The sequence below is a fragment of the Streptomyces sp. NBC_00647 genome, assembly GCF_045207245.1.
Classification (GTDB): Bacteria; Actinomycetota; Actinomycetes; order Streptomycetales; family Streptomycetaceae; genus Streptomyces.
On sequence record NZ_CP109040.1, the window covers coordinates 7,528,459 to 7,550,993 of the forward strand.

General features: G+C 72.1%; 17 protein-coding genes. 10 read left to right on the forward strand and 7 right to left on the reverse strand.

Annotation, left to right across the window (positions count from 1 at the left end; genetic code table 11):
* The first annotated feature begins 192 nt into the window (after nt 1–192).
* The gene (locus OG788_RS33135; RefSeq protein ID WP_406374821.1) at nt 193–672 is read left to right on the forward strand and encodes a DUF6099 family protein; all 480 of its coding nucleotides are present in this window, start codon (nt 193–195) and stop codon (nt 670–672) included.
* 189 nt (nt 673–861) lie between these two features.
* Here OG788_RS33135 and OG788_RS33140 read toward each other — a convergent pair whose 3' ends face one another.
* Nucleotides 862–1,785, reverse strand: a complete 924-nt coding sequence (locus OG788_RS33140; protein WP_356752256.1) for an LLM class F420-dependent oxidoreductase — start codon at nt 1,783–1,785, stop codon at nt 862–864.
* 134 nt (nt 1,786–1,919) lie between these two features.
* Nucleotides 1,920–2,624 (reverse strand): SDR family oxidoreductase, encoded by a 705-nt coding sequence (locus tag OG788_RS33145; RefSeq protein WP_351535640.1) that lies wholly within the window; start codon nt 2,622–2,624, stop codon nt 1,920–1,922.
* An 88-nt stretch (nt 2,625–2,712) separates the two neighbouring features.
* On the opposite strand from OG788_RS33145, the gene OG788_RS33150 reads away from it, so the two are divergent.
* The 3 genes from OG788_RS33150 (at nt 2,713) to OG788_RS33160 (ending at nt 7,637) form a co-directional block, all read left to right on the forward strand.
* Entirely contained in the window at nt 2,713–3,336 is a 624-nt protein-coding gene (locus OG788_RS33150; protein WP_406374822.1) for a TetR/AcrR family transcriptional regulator, read from the forward strand.
* Nucleotides 3,337–3,621: 285 nt separating this feature from the next.
* Nucleotides 3,622–5,097 carry a 3' terminal RNA ribose 2'-O-methyltransferase Hen1 gene (locus OG788_RS33155; RefSeq protein WP_406374823.1) on the forward strand — a complete coding sequence of 492 codons (1,476 nt, stop codon included), beginning with the start codon at nt 3,622–3,624 and terminating at the stop codon, nt 5,095–5,097.
* Nucleotides 5,094–7,637 carry a polynucleotide kinase-phosphatase gene (locus OG788_RS33160; RefSeq protein ID WP_406374824.1) on the forward strand — a complete coding sequence of 848 codons (2,544 nt, stop codon included), beginning with the start codon at nt 5,094–5,096 and terminating at the stop codon, nt 7,635–7,637. Before OG788_RS33155 ends, OG788_RS33160 begins: the two co-directional genes overlap by 4 nt.
* A 626-nt stretch (nt 7,638–8,263) precedes the next feature.
* On the opposite strand, the gene OG788_RS33165 is transcribed toward OG788_RS33160, so the two are convergent.
* Nucleotides 8,264–9,157 carry a hypothetical protein gene (locus OG788_RS33165; protein ID WP_406374825.1) on the reverse strand — a complete coding sequence of 298 codons (894 nt, stop codon included), beginning with the start codon at nt 9,155–9,157 and terminating at the stop codon, nt 8,264–8,266.
* Nucleotides 9,154–10,233, reverse strand: coding sequence for an SPFH domain-containing protein (locus OG788_RS33170; RefSeq protein WP_351535654.1), 1,080 nt, complete (start codon nt 10,231–10,233; stop codon nt 9,154–9,156). Before OG788_RS33170 ends, OG788_RS33165 begins: the two co-directional genes overlap by 4 nt.
* 162 nt (nt 10,234–10,395) lie before the next feature.
* On the opposite strand from OG788_RS33170, the gene OG788_RS33175 reads away from it, so the two are divergent.
* The 3 genes from OG788_RS33175 to OG788_RS33185 all read left to right on the forward strand — a co-directional run bounded on the left by OG788_RS33175 (nt 10,396) and on the right by OG788_RS33185 (nt 14,458).
* Nucleotides 10,396–11,619 carry an arginine deiminase gene (locus OG788_RS33175; protein WP_406374826.1) on the forward strand — a complete coding sequence of 408 codons (1,224 nt, stop codon included), beginning with the start codon at nt 10,396–10,398 and terminating at the stop codon, nt 11,617–11,619.
* A 226-nt stretch (nt 11,620–11,845) separates the two neighbouring features.
* The gene (gene argF, locus OG788_RS33180; protein WP_406374827.1) at nt 11,846–12,853 is read left to right on the forward strand and encodes an ornithine carbamoyltransferase; all 1,008 of its coding nucleotides are present in this window, start codon (nt 11,846–11,848) and stop codon (nt 12,851–12,853) included.
* Between the two features lie 141 nt (nt 12,854–12,994).
* The gene (locus OG788_RS33185; protein WP_406374828.1) at nt 12,995–14,458 is read left to right on the forward strand and encodes an amino acid permease; all 1,464 of its coding nucleotides are present in this window, start codon (nt 12,995–12,997) and stop codon (nt 14,456–14,458) included.
* Here OG788_RS33185 and OG788_RS33190 read toward each other — a convergent pair.
* Nucleotides 14,415–14,870 (reverse strand): ATP-binding protein, encoded by a 456-nt coding sequence (locus tag OG788_RS33190; RefSeq protein WP_351535668.1) that lies wholly within the window; start codon nt 14,868–14,870, stop codon nt 14,415–14,417. The genes OG788_RS33185 and OG788_RS33190 overlap by 44 nt on opposite strands.
* Before the next feature lie 425 nt (nt 14,871–15,295).
* On the opposite strand from OG788_RS33190, the gene OG788_RS33195 reads away from it, so the two are divergent.
* Both OG788_RS33195 and OG788_RS33200 read left to right on the forward strand, forming a co-directional pair.
* Entirely contained in the window at nt 15,296–16,123 is an 828-nt protein-coding gene (locus tag OG788_RS33195) for an enoyl-CoA hydratase family protein (protein WP_266763504.1), read from the forward strand.
* A 139-nt stretch (nt 16,124–16,262) separates the two neighbouring features.
* Nucleotides 16,263–18,530, forward strand: coding sequence for a bifunctional salicylyl-CoA 5-hydroxylase/oxidoreductase (locus tag OG788_RS33200; RefSeq protein ID WP_406376913.1), 2,268 nt, complete (start codon nt 16,263–16,265; stop codon nt 18,528–18,530).
* Nucleotides 18,531–18,660: 130 nt separating this feature from the next.
* On the opposite strand, the gene OG788_RS33205 is transcribed toward OG788_RS33200, so the two are convergent.
* On the reverse strand, nt 18,661–19,512 hold the full coding sequence (locus tag OG788_RS33205; protein WP_406374829.1) for a PaaX family transcriptional regulator C-terminal domain-containing protein: 852 nt from the start codon (nt 19,510–19,512) through the stop codon (nt 18,661–18,663).
* Nucleotides 19,513–19,527: 15 nt separating this feature from the next.
* Nucleotides 19,528–21,222, reverse strand: a complete 1,695-nt coding sequence (locus tag OG788_RS33210) for an AMP-binding protein (RefSeq protein ID WP_406374830.1) — start codon at nt 21,220–21,222, stop codon at nt 19,528–19,530.
* Between the two features lie 126 nt (nt 21,223–21,348).
* Between OG788_RS33210 and OG788_RS33215 the strand changes: the two genes are divergently transcribed.
* Nucleotides 21,349–22,494, forward strand: coding sequence for an acyl-CoA dehydrogenase family protein (locus tag OG788_RS33215; protein WP_406374831.1), 1,146 nt, complete (start codon nt 21,349–21,351; stop codon nt 22,492–22,494).
* Nucleotides 22,495–22,535: the final 41 nt, after the last annotated feature.

Sequence of the window (22,535 nt, forward strand, 5' to 3'; positions counted from 1 at the left end):
GTCGCGACCGTCACCGAGCCCGAAAAGAGGAATGCGTCACTCTCCGGAGTCGTCGAGGTATCCCGATGCAATTCTGTGTCCACAGATTTCGGGCTTCCTCTGGCTTTTCGTCTCAAGGGACTTCACTCTGGGTAGTGAACAAGGGAGTTCGGGCGGACGTGCGAGAGCGCGTCGGACAGACGGGGGCAGCGCATGGAAGCGGTGCGGCTCATCGTGGCGAGCAGACGCGCCCTGGCGGAGAGCGGTGACGCCCCGGAGGTGATGGCGGAAGCGTGGCAGGCGCATTCCCTGGCTCAGGCGATCGGCAGCCGCCTGGCCGTGTCCGGACCTCCCGAACTCCGCGGCGAGGCTCTCGGTCTGACCGAGCTGGCGGGCCGCGGCTGCGGAGTGCTCGGCAGTCCCGCCCTCGGGCTCGACGCGTTACGCGCCGCCCAGCTCACCGAGTTGGGCGACGCGCGCGAGTGCCTGCTCTGCCTCGGCGGCCTTCTGGGCGAGGTCGGCATAGCCCTGGTCGGCGTAGCCTGCGCCGCCGACGACGAGGGGACGTACTGGCAGTGCATGGAGGCGATCGACGCGGCGGACGAGTCCCGTGACCGCGTCCTGGAGATGCTGAGGCGTCTCGCGGTGCGGGACGAGAAGCGGGTGGTGGAAAGGGATTCGGCCGCGGGGTAGGAAAGCGGGCCCCTACTGCCGAATCCACACCGACCGTCACCACCGCCCGACCGACCTCCGCCGCGCCAGGCGAACCGACCGGTCTCCGCCGTGGCAGGCGAGCTGATCGCCTCCGCGGCCGAACCGACCGCGTCCGTCGCAGCAAGCCCGGCCGACCGGCCGACCGAACCACCCGCGAGGCCCGACCGTTCAGTCGAGCTGGGGTGTCACCTCGGAGGCGATCAGGTCCAGTTGGTCCAGGTCGTCGAGGTCGAGCATCTGGAGATACATCCGCTGGGAACCCACCGCCTGGTACCGGGCGATCCGTTCGACGACCTCCGCGGGGGACCCCGCGAGCCCGTTCGCCTTCAGCTCGTCGACATCGCGCCCGATGGCGTCCGCCCGTCGCCTCACCTCGCTGTCGGTCCGCCCGACGCAGGCCACCAGGGCGTTGGAGTAGACGAGTTCGTCGGTCTTGCGCCCGGCCTGCCGCAAGGCCGCGCGCACCCGGCCGAACTGCTGCTCCGTGTCCGCGACGGAGGCGAACGGGATATTGAACTCGTCGGCGTAGCGCGCCGCGAGCGCCGGGGTCCGCCTGGCCCCGTGGCCGCCGATCAGGACCGGCACCTTCGACTGCGCGGGCTTGGGCAGCGCGGGTGAGTCCTTGAGCTGGTAGTACGTCCCGTCGAAAGTGAACCGCTCGCCGACCGGCGTCGCCCACAGCCCGGTGACGACGGCCAGCTGCTCCTCCAGCCGGCCGAACTTCTCCTTGGGGAACGGAATGCCGTACGCCGTGTGCTCGGCCTCGTACCAGCCGGCACCCAGGCCGAGTTCCACCCGGCCGCCCGACATCTGGTCGACCTGTGCGACCTGAATGGCGAGGACCCCGGGGAGGCGAAAGGTTCCGGCAGTCATCAGGGTGCCCAGGCGGATACGTTTCGTCTCACGGGCGATGCCGGCCAGGGTGATCCAGGCGTCGGTGGGACCGGGGAGTCCGTCGACGGATCCCATGTGCACATAGTGATCAGAACGGAAGAAGGCTCCGTAGTGGAGGTCTTCGGCGGCCTTGGCGACGCGGAGCAGCGTCTCGTAGGTCGCGCCTTGCTGCGGTTCTGTGAAGACTCGAAGATCCATGTATCCATCATGCACCGGTCACAACAGGCGCCCCGTGCCGAACCGCTGTCACGCCGTTCCCGATCGGGAAGCGGCATGGCCGGCGGAGCCCGCAGGGGTGGGACAGCCCTTGGGTCCGCGGCGGCCTGCCTCCGTCAGGCGAGCTGGGGATAGAGCGCGCTCAGTTCGCCGGAGAGGCCGGCCTTGACCTGGCGGGTGATCGCGTCCGCGAGGACCTCGTGGGCGTCCGTCTCGATGCCGTCGAGGGCCTGCTCGGCGACGCTGTGCGCGGAGATCTTGGACACGTCCAGGCCCGCGGTCAGATCGGTGTCGACGTAGCCGACGTGCAGCCCCGTGACCTTGATGCCGCGCGGCTGGAGCTCCAGGCGCAGGGCGTTGCTCTGGGACCACAGGGCGGCCTTCGCGGCGCTGTAACCGTCGGTCCCGGGCACCGTCACCCATGACAGCACCGAGTGGACGGTCAGGATGTGCCCGTCGCCGTTGCGCTCCAGGGCCGGGACGAAGGCCCGGGTGGTGAGCAGTGGTCCGAAGAAGTTGATGTCGAACTCACGCCGTACGTCCTCGACGGGGGAGTCGAGGAAGGACGTGGAGGCCGTGGCGCCCGCGTTGTTGATCAGGAGTGTGACGTCCTGGGCCTGCGCGGCGGCGGCCGCGACCGATGCCGGGTCAGTGACCTCCAGTGCCAGCGGCACCGCGTCGGGGTGGGAGACGGTCCGCGGGTCGCGGGCCGTCGCGTAGACCTTCCGGGCGCCGCGTTCGTAGAGGGCCTCCACGAGGGACTTGCCGATGCCCCGGCTGCCGCCCGTCACGAGCGCCACTGAACCTTCGATGCTGGTCATGAGCTTCTCCTCTTGGAAACCGATCGGTTTCCAGCAACTGTAAACCGATCGGTTTCCATCGCGCAATCGGAGAACGTAAGCTGGGCCCATGACACAGGCGACATCGACCGCGACCGCCGGCGCCTCGACCCGTGACCGGCTGCTCGACGCCGCGGCCGGGCTCTTCTACCGCGAGGGCGTCGGTGTCGGCGTCGAGGCGCTGTGCCGGGTGGCCGGGGTGTCCAAGCGCTCGATGTACCAGCTCTTCGACAGCAAGGACGAGGTCCTGGCGGCGAGCCTGGAACGCAGCGCGCCCGCCTACCAGGCGTTCCTGCTCCCCGCCGAGGACGACCGGCCGCCGCGTGCGCGTGTCCTGCACGTCTTCGAGCGCCTCGAGGAGCTCGCCGCCCGCCCGGACTTCCGCGGCTGCCCCTTCGTCGCCGTGACCGCGGAGCTGAAGGCGCCGGATCACCCCGCGAGCCTGGTGGCACGCCGCTGCAAGGACGCGCTGACCGCGTTCTTCCGGGCGGAGGCGGAGCGTGGTGGAGCCGCGGATCCCGCGCTGCTCGCCCGTCAACTGACCGTCGCCTTCGACGGATCGAGCGTCCGTGCCGTCATGCAGGGCGTGGGCCTGGACGGCCTCGCCGTCGCGACCGCCGCCACCCTGCTCGACAGCGCGGGCCTGAACGGGCACGGCGACGCCCCGCACCAGGGGTCCCGGACTTCCGGCTGACCCCGGCCGCCCGCCCTCCGAGGCGCCGAAAAACCCCGGGTCCACCTGGGGCGTTCGCTGTACGTTGTGGGGGCGCGCCGAGGACGGGCGTCGCCCCTGCGGTCGACCGCGGCGCGGCGCGGCCACGGCCGCGCGTGCCGGGAGAGAGCGCCGGGAGCGGCAACGGCCGAGGCCCGCTCACCCACCGCTGTGGCCCATCGGCGCCGACGCGGTGCACCCCGGTGCACACGTCGGCCGCCCCGGTGGGTTCCCGCAGCTCAGCAGACGTTTCGAGGCAGACCCACTGTGTTCCTGACGATCAGTACCACCGGTACCCCAGAGCGCCCCGCGACCGATCTCGGCTTCCTGCTGCACAAGCATCCCGACAAGGCGCAGACGTTCTCGACCTCGTACGGCACGGCGCATGTGCTGTACCCCGAGGCGACCGTCGAGCGGTGCACGGCCGCGCTGCTGCTCGAGGTCGACGCGGTGGCGCTGGTCCGGCGGGGCAAGGGCAAGGGTCGCGGCGGCGCCCCCGACGCGGCGCTCGCGCAGTACGTCAACGACCGCCCGTACGCCGCCTCCTCACTGCTCGCCGTGGCGCTGAGCGGCGTCTTCTCCAGCGCGATGAAGGGCCAGTGCGCCGCGAGGCCCGACCTGCCGGCCGAGGCCAGACCTCTGCGCATCGAGGTGCCCGCGCTGCCCGCCCGGGGCGGTGCCGACCTCGTCCGCGGGCTCTTCGAACCGCTGGGCTGGACGGTGACGGTCGAGGCCGTGCCGCTGGACGAGCGGTTCCCGGAGTGGGGCGACTCCCGTTACGTACGCCTGGAACTGGCGTCGGAGGGGCTGACGCTCGCCGAGGCCCTGCGCCACCTCTATGTGCTGCTCCCGGTCCTCGACGACGCCAAGCACTACTGGGTGTCCTCCGACGAGGTCGACAAGCTGCTGCGGGCCGGCGAGGGCTGGCTGCCCGACCACCCCGAACACAAGCTGATCACCAGCCGCTATCTCTCCCGGCGCTGGTCGCTGACGCGGGAGGCCATGGAGCGGCTCGAACTCGTCCGGCTCGCCGAGACCGACGACACCGAGGTCGAGGAGATCGACAACGCGGTCGACGAGGAGAACGACACCGAGGAGAAGCCGGTGCCGCTCGCCGTGCTGCGCCGGGACGCGATCCTCACCGCGCTGCACGCGTCCGGCGCGAGCCGGGTGCTCGATCTCGGCTGCGGACAGGGCCAGTTGGTGCAGGCGCTGCTCAAGGACACCCGGTTCACCGAGATCGTCGGTGTCGATGTGTCGATACGCGCGCTCACCATCGCCTCGCGCCGGCTCAAGCTGGACCGCATGGGCGAGCGGCAGGCCGCGCGCGTCCAGCTCTTCCAGGGCTCGCTCGCCTACACCGACCGCCGGCTCAAGGGATACGACGCCGCCGTGCTCAGCGAGGTCATCGAGCACCTCGACCTGCCCCGGCTGCCCGCCCTGGAATACGCGGTGTTCGGCTCCGCGCGCCCGCGGACCGTCCTCGTGACGACCCCGAACGTCGAGTTCAACGTCCGCTGGGAGACCCTGCCGGCCGGACACTCCCGGCACGGCGACCACCGCTTCGAATGGACCCGAGAGGAGTTCCGTTCGTGGGCCGGCGAGGTGGCCGGACGGCACGGCTACGACGTGGAGTTCACCCCCGTCGGCCTCGACGACCCCGAGGTCGGCCCGCCGACCCAGATGGCCGTCTTCACCCTGGCCACGGCCGACACGACCACGAAGGAGGAGAAGGCCGCATGAGCGACGAGACCTACCAGGGGCGCGTACTGCCCGTCACCGACCTCTCCCTCGTGGTGCTGATCGGTGCGTCGGGTTCCGGCAAGTCGACCTTCGCCCGACGGCACTTCAAGCCGACGGAGATCATCTCCAGCGACTTCTGCCGGGGCCTGGTCGCCGACGACGAGAACGACCAGAGCGCCAGCGGTGACGCCTTCGACGTGCTGCACTACATCGCGGGCAAGCGGCTCGCGGCCGGCCGCCGGACCGTCGTCGACGCGACCAGTGTCCAGCAGGACAGCCGCCGTCAGCTGATCGAACTCGCCAAGAAGTACGACGTGCTGCCCATCGCCGTCGTGCTCGACGTGCCCGAGGAGATCTGTGCCCGGCGCAACGCGGCGCGCACCGACCGCGCCGACATGCCGCGCCGCGTCATCCAGCGCCACATCCGCGAACTGCGGCGTTCGCTGCGCCAGTTGGAGCGCGAGGGTTTCCGCAAGGTCCATGTCCTGCGCGGCGTGGAGGACATCGAGCACGCGTCGGTGGTGACCGAGAAGCGGTTCAACGACCTGACCCACCTCACCGGCCCGTTCGACATCGTCGGCGACATCCACGGCTGCGCCTCGGAGCTGGAGGCCCTGCTCGGCAAGCTCGGCTATGTCGACGGTGCGCACCCCGAGGGCCGTACGGCCGTCTTCGTCGGCGACCTCGTCGACCGCGGCCCGGACTCGCCCGGCGTGCTGCGCCGCGTGATGTCCATGGTCGGCTCGGGCGACGCCCTGTGCGTGCCCGGCAACCACGAGAACAAGCTCGGCCGCTACCTCAAGGGCCGCAAGGTCCAGCACAGCCACGGACTCGCCGAGACCATCGAGCAGCTGGACCGCGAGAGCGACGAATTCCGCGCCACGGTCCGGGAGTTCGTCGACGGGCTGGTCAGCCACTACGTCCTCGACGGCGGGCGGCTCGTCGTCTGTCACGCCGGCCTGCCCGAGAAGTACCACGGCCGCACCTCGGGCCGGGTGCGCTCGCACGCGCTGTACGGGGACACGACGGGGGAGACCGACGAGTTCGGGCTGCCCGTGCGCTACCCGTGGGCGGAGGACTACCGGGGCCGCGCGGCGGTGGTGTACGGACACACCCCGGTCCCCACGGCGACCTGGCTCAACAACACCATCTGCCTGGACACCGGTGCCGTCTTCGGCGGCAAGCTCACCGCGCTGCGCTGGCCGGAGCGCGAGCTCGTCGACGTACCGGCCGAGCGGGTCTGGTACGAGCCGGCCAAGCCGCTGGCCACCGAGGCGCCGGGCGGTCACGAGGGCCGTCCGCTGGACCTCGCGGACGTGCACGGCCGCAGGGTCGTCGAGACCCGGCACGCCGGCCGGGTGGCCGTCCGCGAGGAGAACGCGGCGGCGGCCCTGGAGGTCATGAGCCGCTTCGCGGTGGACCCCCGGCTGCTCCCGTACCTCCCGCCGACCATGGCGCCGACCGCGACCTCGCACGTCGAGGGCTATCTGGAGCACCCCGCCGAGGCCTTCGCCCAGTACCGGGACGACGGGGTGGCCCGGGTCGTGTGCGAGGAGAAGCACATGGGGTCGCGGGCGGTGGCCCTGGTCTGCCGTGACGCGGGCGCGGCGCGCGAGCGGTTCGGCGTCGACGGCCCCACCGGGTCGCTGTACACGCGGACCGGCCGCCCCTTCTTCGACGACGGCGCCGTCACCGAGGAGATCCTCGGGCGGCTGCGGGAGTCCATGACCGCCGCCGGGCTGTGGGAGGAGCTCGACACCGACTGGGTGCTGCTCGACGCCGAGTTGATGCCGTGGTCGCTGAAGGCGTCCGGGCTGCTGCGCAGTCAGTACGCCGCTGTCGGCGCCGCGTCCGGGGCGGTGTTCCCGGGAGTGCTGACCGCGCTCGAAGGGGCGGCCGCACGCGGAGTCGACGTGGCGGACCTGCTGACGCGCCAGCGTGAACGTGCCGCGGACGCCGGGGCGTTCACGGACGCCTACCGGCGCTACTGCTGGACGACGGACGGCCTCGACGGTGTCCGCCTCGCGCCGTTCCAGATCCTGGCCGTCCAGGGCCGGAGCCTCGCCGCGCTGCCGCACGACGAGCAACTCGCCCTGATCGACCGGCTCGTGGAGCACGACGGTACCGGGCTGCTGCACACCACCCGGCGGCTCTTCGTCGACACGGGTGACCCGGAGTCGGTGCGGGCCGGTGTCGACTGGTGGCTGGAGATGACCGGCCGCGGCGGCGAGGGCATGGTCGTGAAGCCGGTCGGAGCCGTGGTGCGCACCGGTCAGGGGCGCCTGGTGCAGCCCGGCATCAAGTGCCGGGGGCGCGAGTACCTGAGGATCATCTACGGCCCGGAGTACACCCGCCCGGAGAACCTCGCCCGCCTGCGCGGCCGCTTCCTCAACCACAAGCGGTCCCTGGCCGTCCGGGAGTACGCCCTGGGCCTCGAGGCCCTGGACCGCCTGGCCGAGGGCGAGCCCCTGTGGCGCGTCCACGAGGCGGTGTTCGGCATCCTCTCCCTGGAATCCGAACCGGTCGACCCCCGCCTGTAGCGGGTAGCCCCCGCCAGGGGCGCGGGGATCCGGGGCGAGCCGGAGCGCCCCGCCAGGGGCGCGGGGAACGGCGCGCTCAGCCCCCGCCGGTCCGCGGGGAACGGGAGACCCTTGGGTGTGTGCCTGGCTCGGGGTCTCTGTCAGGCCTGGGCCGGCCGGGATGCCGGTGAGGGGCGCGGGGAACGGCGCGCTCAGCCCCCGCCGGTCCGCGGGGAACGGGAGACCCTTGGGTGTGTGCCTGGCTCGGGGTCTCTGTCAGGCCTGGGCCGGCCGGGATGCCGGTCAGGGGCGCGGGGAACTGCGCGCTCAGCCCCCGCCGGTCCGCAGGGAACGGGAGATCCTTGGGTGTGTGCCTGGCTCGGGTGCTCTGTCAGGCGGGGGCCGGCCGGGATGCCGGGGAACGGCGCGATCAACCCCCACCGGCCCGCAGCCGAACGGCCCCGGCAGACCCCGGCAGACCCCGGCAGGCCCCGGCAGGCCCCGGCAGGGTCCGGCAGCGATCCGGCCAGGGATCGGCGACGGTCCCGCCGGGGTCAGTGGAACCGGCCGGGGACGGCGACGCCCGGTCCGGGGCGTCGGGGCCCGGCGGGGTCCGGCGACGTCTGGGCTGGGGGCCGCCAGGCCCCTCAGCCCACCAGCCGGAGTCGCACCCCGGCCACCCCCACCCGTACGGTCTGCCCCCACATCAACTCCACGGCGTCCCCCTCCATCCCGTCCCCGAACGCGATGAGCCGGTCCGACTCCACGGTGAGGGACAGCCGCCCGGACGCGGTGAGCTCACCGGCCACCAGCGAGGTGCCGGTGGCCGGAGAAGGCCAGGCCTCGCGGACGAACCAGAGCAGGCGTTCGTCCGTGGGCCCCGGCAGCGGCAGCCCTCCGCCCCGCTCCTGCCACACCGACCGGAGCCAGCCGCTGGCCCCGGTCCCGGTCCCCACCAGCACCCCGGAGGACGCCTGGGGCTCGACGGCACCCCCGTACTCGTCGAGCCCCAGCCGATAGCGGGCCGTCTGATGGCCCGCGGCCCCCAGGTAGATCTCGTTGAGAGCGACCAGCCGCTGGGTGTCGTCCGCGACCGCCTCGACCATGGTCAGCTCATCGGCGGCGCCCCCGTGCGCCGACGCGAGCAGCGCGCCCGCGTCCCCGGGCCGGTGCCGCACCAGCACACCCGGATTGCGCCCGGGGTCCGCGTCGATCCCCACCACCGGCTGGCCCGTCAGGTACTTGGCGACGTTCGCGACCAGCCCGTCCTGCCCGACCACGACCACCACGTCCTCCGGCGCGAACAGGAAGCGGTCCAGGTCGGCCCGCTCCAGGCGTGCCTGACGCCAGGTCAGCGGAATGGCCGACACCACCTCGGCGAGGGCCTCGCGGGCCCGCCGGTGCCGTTCGGCCACCTCCGCGATGTCCCGGCCGCGGGAGGACAGGAAGAACGCCGCCTGCCCGTGCGTGCCGTGCCGGGCCACCAACTCCTCGTACTCGGTGGTCCGATGGACGAGGACGACCCGGGGCGCGAGGCTCACGCCGGGTCCCCGGCGGCCCCGTTGCCCAGCTTGGCGAGCAGCCCGGTAAGGACGTCCGGCGACACCGTGACGCTTTCGATCCGCGGCAGGTTCTCCGCGATCCGGGTGCCGGTCAGGGCGTGCAGCGTGGCGACGTCCGCGTCGCCGTGGACCCGCAGCCAGGCCGCCTGCGCCTCGGCCCGCGCCGCACCGACCTCGCGCTCCGCCTGCGCCTCGGCCCCGGCGAGCCGCACCTTCCGGGTGGCCTCCGCCTCGGCGAGCCGCAGCGACCGGGTGGCCTCCGCCTCGGCCAGCCTGACCGTGCGGGCCGCCTCCGCCTCGGCGCGCACCGCGTCCGCCGCCGCGAGCTCCTCGGCCTCGCGACGCGCGTTCGTACCGCGCTGGTCGACCAACTGTTCCTCTCGCCGGGCGAGTTCGATCTGACTGGCGAGTTCGTTCTCGGCGATGGCCCGCTCCCGCTCGACGGCGACCGCCCGGCGTTCGTACGTCGCCTTGTCCGCGTCCTGCTGGATCTGCTCGCGGGCGGGGGTGCGCAGCGCCCGTTCCACCTCGGGCTCCGGGCGCAGGGCGACGACCCGCACGGCGACCACCTCGATACCGGTCGCGGGCAGCCGCGGTTCGGCGGCGAGGCCGCCCGCGATCCGCTCCCGTACCGCCGCGACGCCGTCGACCAGGGCCGATGCCAGTGACGTACGGGCCAGCACGTCGAGCGCGTGCTGCTGGGCCGTCTCGGTGAGCAGCGACCCCAGCTGTTCGAGCGGGGTGCCGCGCCAGGCGCCCGTGTCGGGGTCGATGGAGAAGTCGAGGCGGGTGGCCGCGACCGCGGGGTCGCTGACGCGGTAGGTGACGGTCGCCTGCACCGCGACGTCCTGGAAGTCGGACGTACGGGCGTGGAAAGTCATCGCCAACTCGCGGTCGTCGACCGGGACTTCGGAGAGTGCGGCGGTCAGTGAGCGGTACCAGAAGCTGAGCCCGGGGCCGTCGTGGACGAGGCGTCCCGACCGGTGGTGCCTCACGTGGGCGGTGGGCGCCCCGCGCAGATGGCGCCAGCCGAGGCGTCGCGTGATGTCGGCCATGAAGTCCCCCTCGCACCGGGCGGGCCCGGCGGTTCCTCGTCTTCTTTGTCGTCAGTGAGACGATAATGGGTGGGTCCGCTTATCGTCAAGAGGACGAAATCAATGCGGTGCGGCTCGGGCGATCCACGGGTGAACATGCGTCCGGATGGTCAGGATGGAGACATGGGATTCCATGTCGACTCCGAGGCCGGGCGGCTGCGCCGCGTCATCCTGCACCGGCCTGATCTCGAGCTCAAAAGGCTCACCCCCAGCAACAAGGACGCCCTGCTCTTCGACGACGTGCTGTGGGTGCGCCGGGCGCGCGCGGAGCACGACGGGTTCGCCGACGTGCTGCGCGACCGCGGGGTCACCGTCCACCTTTTCGGTGACCTGCTCGCCGAGGCGCTGGCGATCCCGGCGGCCCGGTCGCTCGTCCTGGACCGGGTCTTCCACGAGAAGGAGTACGGGCCGCTCGCCACCGACCATCTCCGGGCCGCCTTCGAGGCCCTGCCCGCTCCGGAGCTGGCGTCCGCGCTCGTCGGCGGCATGACCAAGCGCGAGTTCCTGGACGCGCACGCGGAGCCCACGTCCGTGCGCTTCCATGTCATGGACCTCGACGACTTCCTCCTGCGGCCGCTGCCCAATCACCTCTTCACCCGTGACACCTCCGCCTGGATCTACGACGGGGTCTCCATCAACGCCATGCGCTGGCCGGCCCGGCAGCGCGAGACCGTGCACTTCGAGGCGATCTACCGGCACCACCCCCTCTTCCACAAGGAGGACTTCAACCTCTGGTCGGAGGGCCAGGCGGACTACCCGTCCACCATCGAGGGCGGCGACGTCCTCGTCATCGGCAACGGCGCGGTGCTCATCGGCATGAGCGAGCGCACGACGCCCCAGGCGGTCGAGATGCTCGCGCACAAGCTGTTCGCGGCGGGCTCGGCGACCACCATCGTGGCGCTCGACATGCCCAAGCGGCGGGCGCTCATGCATCTCGACACCGTGATGACGATGGTCGACGGCGACATCTTCACGCAGTACGCCGGGCTCGGCATGCTCCGCTCGTACACCATCGAACCGGGTGTGGGGGAGAAGGAGCTGAAGGTCACCGACCACCCCCCGGAGCACATGCACCGTGCCATCGCCGCGGCGCTCGGCCTGGGCGAGATCCGCGTCCTGACCGCCACCCAGGACGTGCACGCGGCCGAGCGGGAGCAGTGGGACGACGGGTGCAACGTCCTCGCCGTCGAGCCGGGCGTCGTCATCGCCTACGAGCGGAACGCCACCACCAATACCCATCTGCGCAAGCAGGGCATCGAGGTGATCGAGATCCCGGGCAGCGAGCTGGGGCGGGGAAGAGGGGGTCCGCGCTGCATGAGCTGTCCGGTCGAACGGGATCCCGTGTAGGGCCCCGAGTGTGGGGCCTCCGCGCCGGACTCCCCGTGGGGCACCGGAGTCCGCCGGGGGCCCCGGGGTGCCGTACGGGCCGTCGGGGCCGTATGGGCTGCGTATAGGGCCGCGCGGAAGGGCCCCGCGTAGAGTCGAACGGGAGACCGCATATAAATGCCAAGTGTCGTATAGAATTCCAGACGTCCGTCCCCGTCCTCGTCCCCGTCATCCCTGGAGCGCCCCCATGGCGACAGTCCCGACCGCCCTCGCCGGCCGCCACTTCCTCAAGGAGCTGGACTTCACGGGAGAGGAATTCCTCGGTCTGGTCGAGCTGGCCGCAGGGCTCAAGGCCGCCAAGAGGTCCGGGACGGAGACGCGGCACCTGCGGGGCAGGAACATCGCGCTGATCTTCGAGAAGACCTCGACGCGCACGCGCTGCGCCTTCGAGGTCGCGGCCGCGGACCAGGGTGCCTCGACGACGTATCTGGACCCGTCCGGCTCGCAGATCGGCCACAAGGAGTCCGTGAAGGACACCGCGCGCGTACTCGGCCGCATGTTCGATGCCATCGAGTACCGCGGCGACAGCCAGGCCTCGGTGGAGGAGCTGGCCGCCTATGCCGGAGTGCCGGTCTACAACGGCCTCACCGACGACTGGCACCCCACCCAGATGCTGGCCGACGTCCTCACCATGACCGAGCACTGCGACAGGCCGATCGGTGAGATCACCTTCGCCTACCTGGGGGACGCCCGTTTCAACATGGGCAATTCCTACCTGGTCACGGGCGCGCTGCTCGGCATGGACGTCCGGATAGTCGCCCCGCAGGCCTACTGGCCCGCCGACGAGGTCGTCGCGCAGGCCCGCGAACTCGCCGAGAAGAACGGCGGCCGCATCACGCTCACCGAGCACATCGCCGACGGTGTGCGGGGCGCCGACTTCGTGGCCACCGACGTCTGGGTCTCCATGGGGGAGCCCAAGGAGGTGTGGGCCGAGCGCATCGGTGCCCTCTCCCCGTATGCCGTGACCATGGACGTGCTGCGCGCCACCGGCAACCCGGACGTCAAGTTCCTGCACTGCCTCCCGGCCTTCCACGACCTCGGGACCAAGGTCGCCCGTGAGATCCACGCGACCTACGGTCTCGACTCGCTGGAGGTCACCGACGAGGTCTTCGAGTCGGCGCACTCCGTCGTCTTCGACCAGGCCGAGAACCGGCTGCACACGATCAAGGCGATCCTGGTCGCCACGCTGGCCTGATTTTCTCCGTACGATGTCCGGCGGCCCGGAGCCATCCCTTCCGGGACCGCCGCGCGACTCTCCCCCGAACTCTCGACCACGCTCGAGCGGGGGGCACCCCTACGGTCGCACCCGCACCACCAGAAACGAGCACCACCCCGCATGCCCGCTCCTCGCTTCAAGTCCCCCGCTCAACTGATCGCCGAATCCGGTGCCGACCTCGAAGGCAACGGGCTCAAGCGCACGATGGGGCTCTTCCAGCTCATCTGCTTCGGCGTCGGCGCCATCGTCGGCACCGGGATCTTCGTCGGACTCTCCGACTCGGTCGCCCAGGCCGGACCCGCCGTGGTCGTCTCCTTCGTCCTCGCCGCGATCACCTGTGTGTTCACGGCCTTCGCGTTCGCGGAGCTCGGCGGCGCCATCCCGGTCTCGGGATCCTCGTACTCCTTCGCCTATGCCGGACTCGGCGAGGGCACGGCCTTCCTGGTCGGCTGGTGCCTGCTCCTGGAGTACGGCGTCTCGGTGTCGGCCGTGGCCGTCGGCTGGAGCCAGTACGTCAACGAACTGCTCACGAGCCTCACCGGTACGCAGTTGCCCGCCGCGCTCTCCGCCGGCCCCTCCGACGGCGGAATCGTCAATCTTCCCGCCGTGATCGTGATCGCGCTGGCCGCGGTCCTGCTGGTGCGCGGGGTGCGCGAGAGCGCCCGGGCGACCGCCGCGATGGCCGTGCTCAAGCTCGTCGTCCTCGTGCTGTTCTGCGCGATCGGGTTCAGTGCCTTCAAGGACGGCAACCTCACGCCGTTCTCCCCGGCCGGACTCGGCGGCATCGGCGCCGGCACCACGGCCGCGTTCTTCTCCTACATCGGCTTCGACGCGATCACCACGGCCGGCGAGGAGGCCAAGAACCCCCGCCGGGACATTCCCGTCGCCATCCTGGTCTGCATCGGCCTGGTCACCGTGCTGTACTGCGCCGTCGCCCTGGCGGCGATCGGCGCCATCGGCGGCGACAAGGTGGGCGGCAGGCCGGCCGCGCTGTCCTATGTCGTCAACGAGGTCACCGGATCGACCGTCGGCGGCGGAGTGATCGCCTTCGGTGCGGTCGTCGCCATCGCCTCGGTCGTTCTCGCCGTGATGTACGGCCAGACCCGCATCCTGATGTCGATGTCCCGCGACGGCCTGGTCCCGCGCGTCTTCGAGAAGGTCTCGCCGAGGACCTCCACACCGGTCGCCGGCACGCTGATCGTCGCGATCGTCTTCGCGCTCCCCGCGGCCTTCGCGTCCCTGGACGCCGTGGTCAACCTCTGCACCATCGGCACGCTCGCCGTGATGGCCGCCGTCAATGTCGCGGTGATCGCACTGCGCCGCCGCGAGCCGGACCTCGCCCGCACCTTCCGGGTGCCGCTCTACCCCGTGGTACCACTGCTCGGCGTGGGCTTCTGCCTTTATCTGATGTACGAGACCGGCTGGACCACCTGGGTCCAGTTCGCCGCCTTCCTCGCGGCCGGATTCCTCGTGTACGTCCTCTACGGGCGCCGCAATTCCCGGCTGGCCGGGACCGCCGCCCGCGCCGGAGCCGACGCCGCTACAGCACCGGACGCCGCTGAGCGGGAACCACAGGCAGTCTGAACCAGACCGCCTTGCCTGAGTCGGTGGGGCGGTGTCCGCAGGACGAGCTGAGGGCGCGCAGCAGCAGCAGACCGCGTCCGTGCTCCTGCCAGGGGTCCGGCTCGCCGGGCGGGTGCGGGAGCGTGAGGTCGACGGGCGGAACCGGGTCGGGGTCGTGCACCTCGACCCGGCAGCCGGTCGGCATCAGCTCCACGACCAGCTCTATGGGCCCGTCGCCCGCGGTGTGCTCGACGGCGTTGGCGACCAGCTCCGCGGTGAGCAGCTCGGCGGTGTCGCTGTCGGCCGCGTGTTCCCGCTCGGCGAGTGCCGTGCGGACCAGGGCGCGGGCGACGGGCACGGCCGCCACGGTGTGCGGCAGCGCGATGCGCCAGGAGGCTGGTACTGGGGTGTCGTGCAAGGCGGGTCCGTTCATGGAGCAGGCGGTCCTGCTTTCAACCTTAGGAATGGTACGGCGACACCGGGCAAACGCGCTCGGTGGGCTTTCTTCGGGACATCTGACGGTGTGTCCCCGGGTTCCGCCGTCTCCTTTCGGGATGTTCGGTCCGATACGGGGCTGTGTACCCAGGCGAACGGCCCGCCTCCCTCGTGTGCTCCCGCCGTTACACGCCTATCGAAGATCCGTGACGCGGTGACGGACCAAGGTCACCGCGCGACCGTCACCTCGCGCCTCCCGGCTCCCGGTCACACCCTGCGACCGCCACGTCACGTAACAGTTCATGACCGGTGCGTCACTTCGCGAAGTCGTCGTATCGCGTGGCCGTGACGACAGTCACGGATGAGTGATAACTTCGTTGAACAGCCAGAGAGCGTCGCCCCCGCCCGAGGAGGCCGCACGTCATGAGTCCCTTCACCGGCTCCGCCACCCGCACCTCCGACTGGCAGCATCTGAGGTACGAGCTCACCGACGGCGTCGCCACGGTCACCCTGGCCCGCCCCGAGAAACTCAACGCGCTCACCTTCGGTGCCTACGCCGACCTGCGCGACCTGCTGGCCGAGCTGTCCCGCGAGCGGTCCGTCCGTGCCCTGGTGCTCGCCGGCGAGGGCCGCGGATTCTGTTCCGGCGGCGACGTCGACGAGATCATCGGCGCGACCCTGGCCATGGACACCGCCCAGCTCCTCGACTTCAACCGGATGACCGGGCAGGTCGTCCGGGCCGTACGCGAATGCCCGTTCCCGGTGATCGCGGCGGTGCACGGGGTGGCGGCGGGCGCCGGGGCCGTGCTGGCGCTGGCCGCCGACTTCCGGGTGGCCGACCCGAGCGCACGCTTCGCCTTCCTCTTCACCCGCGTCGGGCTGTCCGGCGGCGACATGGGCGCGGCCTATCTGCTGCCCCGGGTGGTCGGGCTCGGCCACGCGACGCGACTGCTGATGCTCGGCGAACCGGTGCGGGCGCCCGAGGCCGAGCGCATCGGCCTGATCAGCGAACTCACCGACGAGGGGCACGCCGACGAGGGCGCGCGGGCGCTGGCCCGCCGCCTCGCCGAGGGTCCGGCCCTGGCGTACGCCCAGACCAAGGCGCTGCTCACCGCCGAACTGGACATGCCGCTCGCCGCCTCCGTCGAGCTGGACGCCGCGACCCAGGCCCTGCTGATGAACGGCGAGGACTACGCGGAGTTCCATGCGGCCTTCACGGAGAAGCGGGCCCCGAAGTGGCGGGGGAGGTGAGCACGGGATGCGCGTGGACACCGGCGGCGAGGGCCGCGAAGACCGTCCCGGGGCCGGGAACGACGGCCGTGCGGGGGCTGAGCGTGAAGGGCGTACGACAGCCGGACGCGCGGGGGCCGGGCGCTCGGGCGGTGGAGCGATGCGCGTCGCCGTGATCGGCGGCGGGCCCGGCGGACTCTATGCCGCGGCGCTGCTCAAACGCCTCGACCCGGCCCGCGAGATCACCGTCTGGGAACGCAACGCCCCCGACGACACCTTCGGCTTCGGCGTCGTCCTGTCCGACGAGACCCTCGGCGGCATCGAACACGCCGACCCGGTCGTGTACGCGGCGCTCCAGGCCGAGTTCGTCCGCTGGGACGACATCGACATCGTGCACCGCGGGGTGCGCCACACCTCCGGCGGCCACGGCTTCGCCGCGCTCGGGCGGCGCCGGCTCCTGGAGATCCTCCACGAACGCTGCCGCTCGCTGGGCGTCGACCTGCGCTTCGCGACCGAGGCCCCGCCCGTGGAGGGCCTGATGGCGGAGTACGACCTCGTCGTCGCCGCCGACGGCGTGCACAGCCTGACCCGCGCCGCGTACCCGGAGGTCTTCCGGCCCTCCGCGGAGGAACACCGCTGCCGCTACATCTGGCTCGCCGCCGACTTCGCCTTCGACGCCTTCCGCTTCGAGATCGCCGAGACCGAGCACGGCGTGATGCAGCTGCACGGCTACCCGTACGCGGCCGACGCCTCCACCGTCATCATCGAGATGCGCGAAGAGGTCTGGCGGGCCGCGGGGTTCGCGGACCTCGACGAGCGGGAGTCCGTCGAGCGGTGCGGCAAGATCTTCGCGGACGCGCTCGGCGGACGCCCGCTGCGCGCCAACAGATCGGCGTGGACGCGATTCAGGACGATCGTCAACGGCCGCTGGTCGCACGGCAATCTGGTCCTGCTCGGCGACGCGGCCCACACCGCCCACTTCTCCATCGGTTCGGGCACCAAGCTCGCCGTCGAGGACGCGCTCGCGCTGGCCGCCTGCCTGGAGGAGCGGCCGTCCCCGGCGGAGGCGCTCGCGGCCTACGAGGAGGAGCGGCGGCCCGTCGTCGCCTCCACCCAGCGGGCGGCCCGCGCCAGCCTGGAATGGTTCGAGAACCTCGACCGCTATCTCGGCCAGCCCACCCGGCAGTTCGCCTTCAACCTCCTCACCCGCAGCCGCCGCGTCACTCATGACAACCTGCGGCTGCGCGATCCGCACTTCGTGTCCGCGGTCGAGCGGGAGTTCCGCTGCCCTCCCGGCACCCCGCCGATGTTCACCCCGTTCCGGCTGCGCGGCCTGACCCTGCGCAACCGCGTCGTCGTCTCTCCGATGGACATGTACTCGGCCGTGGACGGCGTCCCCGGCGACTTCCATCTCGTCCACCTGGGCGCGCGGGCTCTCGGCGGCGCCGGACTGGTGATGACCGAGATGGTGTGCGTCAGCGAGGAGGGCCGCATCACACCGGGCTGCGCGGGCATCTACACCGCCCGACAGGCCGAATCCTGGCGGCGGATAGTCGACTTCACGCACCGGCAGGCACCGGGCACCGCGATCGGCCTCCAACTCGGCCACGCCGGCCGCAAGGGCTCGACACGGCTGATGTGGGAGGGCATCGACGAGCCCCTGACGGACGGCAACTGGCCGCTCGTGGCCGCCTCCCCCCTCCCGTACAAGCCGGACAGCCAGACACCCCGACAGCTGTCGCGCGCCCAGCTCACCGATCTGCGCGAGCAGTTCACCGCGGCGGCCTGCCGTGCCGCCCGTTCCGGCTTCGACCTCCTCGAACTGCACTGCGCCCACGGCTATTTGCTCTCCGGCTTCCTCTCGCCGCTGACCAACCTGCGCACCGACGCGTACGGCGGATCCCTGGAGAAGCGGCTGCGTTTCCCGCTCGAAGTGTTCGACGCGGTGCGGGCCGTGTGGCCGCCGGAGCGCCCGATGACCGTGCGTATCTCCGCCACCGACTGGGCCGAGGGCGGCACCACCGGGGACGACGCGGTGGTGATCGCGCGGGCCTTCGCGGCGCACGGCGCCGACGCGGTGGACGTGTCGACCGGCCAGGTGGTGGCGGACGAGCACCCCGAGTACGGCCGCTCGTACCAGACGCCGTACGCCGACCGGATCCGCCACGAGACCGGGCTCCCGGTGATCGCCGTCGGCGCGATCTCCTCCTGGGACGACGTCAACTCCCTGATCCTGGCCGGGCGGACGGACCTGTGCGCGCTCGCCCGTCCGCACCTCTACGACCCGCACTGGACGCTGCACGCGGCGGCCGAACAGGGATACGAGGGTCCGGGTGTCGGGTGGCCGATGCCCTACCGCGCGGGCAGCCGACGCCCCCAGACCGGACGTACCGACGCCCCCAGGCCCCGCCTCACCTTGGGGACGTGAGCGCGGACCGGCGCCGGGAAGCGTCCATCCCGGTCAGGCCTTCGGGCCGGCCGCCGCCTGACGGGCGTTCGGCTGAGAGGAGGGACGGAGGAGCCTGAAGTTCGCTCGGCGGCGGTCGGCGGGGCCGAGGTCACACGGCCGGGTCACCCGGCGGGTTCCCGGACCACGGGACCACCCCGGCGAACTCCGCTCCCGCGTCCCGCAGCCGCTCGTGCAGGGCCCGGAAGACGGTGGCCGAGCGGGCCCCCGGCCAGTCCGCGGGGAGCAGCGCGGCGGGCAGCCCGGGGTCGGTGTACGGGAGATGGCGCCAGGAGTCGAGGGCGAGCAGATAGTCGCGGTAGGCCTCCTCGGGCGGGGTGTCCGCGCGGCCCTCCCACGTGTGCAGCACGCGCGCGTGCCGGCCGAGGAACGCCTCGTGCTCCTTGGCGATGGCCGCCAGGTCCCACCAGCGCGCCACCGCGTCGGCCGTCGCGGCGAACCCCAGGTGCTCGCCGCGGAACAGCTCCACGTAGCGATCGAGCCGCAGCCGCTCCAGGGTGTGGCGGGTCTCCTCGTACAGCCGGGCCGGGGCGAGCCACACCCCGGGGGCGGCCGTGCCGAAGCCGAGACCGGCGAGCCGCGAGCGCAGGATGTGCCGCTTCTGCCGCTCCGACTCCGGTACGGAGAAGACGGCGAGCACCCAGCCGTCGTCCTCGGGAGGCGCCGACGCGTACACCCTGCGGTCGCCGTCGTCGAGCAGTTGCCGTGCGTCCGGCGACAGCGCGTATCCGGCCGAGCCCGCCGCGGTGCGCGCCGGCTCCAGGAGCCCGCGGCGCTTGAGCCGGGACACCGACGACCGCACCGAGGGCGCGTCCACGCCGACCGCGGCGAGGAGCCGGATCAACTCGGCGACCGGCACCGGGCCGGGCATGAAACGGCCGTACGCGCCGTAGAAGGTGACGATGAGGGACCGGGGGGCGTGCTGCTCTGACACGTCGATCACTCTAGTGCGCGAAGATCACTTGGGACCGCCGCCGGCGGACACGTCACCCTCGGACGCGGGAGGTGACAGCGCGTCAGCACCCGCCTCCTCGCGCAGCCGGAACCGCTGGAGTTTCCCCGTGGCGGTGCGCGGCAGCGCGTCCAGGAAGACGATCTCGCGGGGGCATTTGTACGGCGCCAGCTCGGACTTGAGGAAGGCGCGCAGCGCCTCGGCGTCCCGGCGGGCGCCCTCCTTGAGCACCGCGTAGGCCACCACGACCTGCCCGCGTGCCTCGTCGGACCGCCCGACGACCGCCGTCTCGACCACGTCCGGGTGCCGCAGCAGCGCCTCCTCGACCTCGGGGCCCGCGATGTTGTAGCCCGCCGAGATGATCATGTCGTCGGCCCGGGCCACATAGCTGAAGTAGCCGTCGGGGTCGCGTACGTAGGTGTCGCCGGTGATGTTCCAGCCGCCGCGCACGTACTCGCGCTGCCGCGGGTCGGCGAGATACCGGCAGCCGACCGGGCCGCGCACGGCGAGCAGCCCGGGTTCGCCGTCCGGCACCGGCGTCCCCTCGGCGTCGACCACGCGCGCGTGCCACCCCGGAACCGGGAGGCCCGTCGTGCCGGGGCGGATCTGCCCGTCGGCGGCGGAGATGAAGATGTGCAGCAGCTCGGTGGCGCCGATGCCGTTGATGATGCGCAGCCCGGTGCGCCCGTGCCAGTCCCGCCAGGTCGCCGTGGGCAGGTTCTCGCCCGCGGACACACAGCGCCGCAGCGACCCGGTGTCGTGGTCGTCGAGCTCCGCCAGCATCGCCCGGTAGGCGGTCGGCGCCGTGAACAGCACGGAGACGCGGTGCTCGGCGATGGCGGGCAACAGCTGTTTGGGGCCCGCCTGTTCGAGCAGCAGGGAGCAGGCGCCGGCGCGCAGGGGGAAGACGACGAGACCGCCGAGCCCGAAGGTGAAACCCAGGGGAGGGCTGCCCGCGAAGACATCGTCCTCCTGCGGCCGCAGCACATGCTCCGAGAAGGTGTCCGCTATCGCCAGCACATCGCGGTGGAAGTGCATACAGCCCTTGGGCCGTCCGGTGGTGCCCGAGGTGAACGCGATCAGCGCCACGTCGTCGGCTGCCGTGTCCACCGCGTCGAAGGGTTCGTCCGGCGCGCCGGTGATCCGCAGCAGCAGATCGTCGGAGGCGTCACCGCCGTACGTCGTGACCCGCAGTCCGGGGATCTCCGCCTTGACCAGGTCGTCGACCGAGCGGATGTCGCACAGGGCGTGCGTCACCCGCGCGATCGAGCACATCGTGCTCAGCTCGTGCGACCGCTGCTGCGCGAGCACCGTGACGGCGACGGCGCCCGCCTTCAGCACAGCCAGCCAGCAGGCGGCCAGCCACGGAGTGGTGGGGCCGCGCAGCAGCACCCGGTTGCCCGGGACGACGCCCAGCTCGCCGGTCAGCACATGGGCGATGCGGTCGACACGGGCACGCAGCTGTCCGTACGTCCACGGGTCGCCGGACGGCGTACGGAACACCGGACGTCCGGGGTCGGTGTCCGCGAGGAGTTCGGCGGCGCAGTTCAGCCGAACGGGGTAGCGCACCCCGGGCAGGTCGAAACGGAGTTCGGGCCACTGCTCGGGGGGCGGGAGGTGGTCGCGCGCGAAGGTGTCGACGTGGGCCGAGAGTGCCGGCACCGAGGTGTCTGCGGGATCCACGGGATCCACAGTGTCCATGGCGGTTCGCCCCCTTGCCTTGGTGGGCGTCGTGGTGGGCTCGCACAAGGAGCGTATCGTGTTGGTGACGACAGTCAACGGTCCGCGATAACGTGGGTGGCGTCCGATGGGGAGAGGGGACGGGCAATGACCGCATTCTCGCTCGATCCGGGGCAGACCGCCTGGTGTGCCGAGCTGCGCACACTGGCCGCGGAGCGACTGCGCCCACTGGCCGACAAGGGCGAGGCGGGGCACGTCAACCGCCCGCTGGTCGCCGAGCTCGGCCGACTCGGCCTGCTCTCCCGCCTGTTCACCTCCGGCGCCCTGGATCTCTGCCTGATGCGCGAGTCCCTGGCCCAGGTCTGCACCGAGGCCGAGACGGCACTGGCCCTCCAGGGGCTCGGCGCCCATCCGGTCCACGCGTACGGCAGCGCGGTCCAGCGCGAGCACTGGCTGCCCCGGGTCGCGGACGGCACCACCGTGGCGGCCTTCGCGCTGAGCGAGCCCGGCGCCGGCTCGGACGCGGCCGCGCTGGCACTCCGGGCGGACGCGGACGGCACCGGCGGGTGGCGGCTCACCGGCGAGAAGTGCTGGATCTCCAACGCCCCCGAGGCCGACGTCTACACCGTCTTCGCGCGCACCGCGCCCGACGCCGGAGCCCGCGGCGTCACCGCCTTCCTCGTCCCCGCCGACCGCTCCGGCCTCACCGGCACCCCGCTCGACATGCTCTCCCCGCACCCCATCGGCGCCCTCGCCTTCGACGCCGTACCCGTCACGGCGGACGACGTCCTCGGCGAACCCGACCACGGGTTCCGGGTCGCCATGCGCACCCTCAACCTCTTCCGGCCGAGCGTGGGCGCCTTCGCCGTCGGCATGGCACAGGCCGCGCTGGACGCGACCCTCACCCACACGGCCCGGCGCGAGGCGTTCGGCGGTCCGCTGAAGGACCTGCAGACCGTGGCCCACCAGGTCGCCGAGATGGCCCTGCGCACCGAGGCGGCCCGCCTGATGGTCTACGCGGCCGCGGCGGCGTACGACGAGGGGGCCGCGGACGTGCCGCGGCGGGCGGCGATGGCGAAGCTGCTCGCGACCGAGACGGCCCAGTACGTCGTCGACGCGGCCGTCCAGCTGCACGGCGCCCGCGCACTGCGCCGCGGCCATCTCCTCGAACACCTCTACCGCGAGGTGCGCGCGCCGCGCATCTACGAGGGGGCCAGCGAGGTCCAACGGGCGGTCATCGCGAAGGAGTTGTACCGGATGGCCGAGCAGACACAGGAAACGGGGTCCGCATGACCGCCGGACAGGCAAGGGACCACGGGGTCTGCGCGACCGCT

What these genes read in the sequence shown, in the direction of transcription:
- OG788_RS33150 (WP_406374822.1), top strand. Translation starts at nt 2,713, where the DNA reads ATGACACAGGCGACATCGACCGCGACCGCCGGCGCCTCGACCCGTGAC.
- OG788_RS33135 (WP_406374821.1), top strand. Translation starts at nt 193, where the DNA reads ATGGAAGCGGTGCGGCTCATCGTGGCGAGCAGACGCGCCCTGGCGGAG.
- OG788_RS33160 (WP_406374824.1), top strand. Translation starts at nt 5,094, where the DNA reads ATGAGCGACGAGACCTACCAGGGGCGCGTACTGCCCGTCACCGACCTC.
- OG788_RS33215 (WP_406374831.1), top strand. Translation starts at nt 21,349, where the DNA reads ATGACCGCATTCTCGCTCGATCCGGGGCAGACCGCCTGGTGTGCCGAG.
- OG788_RS33175 (WP_406374826.1), top strand. Translation starts at nt 10,396, where the DNA reads ATGGGATTCCATGTCGACTCCGAGGCCGGGCGGCTGCGCCGCGTCATC.
- OG788_RS33190 (WP_351535668.1), bottom strand. Translation starts at nt 14,870, where the DNA reads ATGAACGGACCCGCCTTGCACGACACCCCAGTACCAGCCTCCTGGCGC.
- OG788_RS33195 (WP_266763504.1), top strand. Translation starts at nt 15,296, where the DNA reads ATGAGTCCCTTCACCGGCTCCGCCACCCGCACCTCCGACTGGCAGCAT.
- OG788_RS33140 (WP_356752256.1), bottom strand. Translation starts at nt 1,785, where the DNA reads ATGGATCTTCGAGTCTTCACAGAACCGCAGCAAGGCGCGACCTACGAG.
- OG788_RS33170 (WP_351535654.1), bottom strand. Translation starts at nt 10,233, where the DNA reads ATGGCCGACATCACGCGACGCCTCGGCTGGCGCCATCTGCGCGGGGCG.
- OG788_RS33185 (WP_406374828.1), top strand. Translation starts at nt 12,995, where the DNA reads ATGCCCGCTCCTCGCTTCAAGTCCCCCGCTCAACTGATCGCCGAATCC.
- argF (WP_406374827.1), top strand. Translation starts at nt 11,846, where the DNA reads ATGGCGACAGTCCCGACCGCCCTCGCCGGCCGCCACTTCCTCAAGGAG.
- OG788_RS33200 (WP_406376913.1), top strand. Translation starts at nt 16,263, where the DNA reads ATGCGCGTCGCCGTGATCGGCGGCGGGCCCGGCGGACTCTATGCCGCG.
- OG788_RS33210 (WP_406374830.1), bottom strand. Translation starts at nt 21,222, where the DNA reads ATGGACACTGTGGATCCCGTGGATCCCGCAGACACCTCGGTGCCGGCA.
- OG788_RS33145 (WP_351535640.1), bottom strand. Translation starts at nt 2,624, where the DNA reads ATGACCAGCATCGAAGGTTCAGTGGCGCTCGTGACGGGCGGCAGCCGG.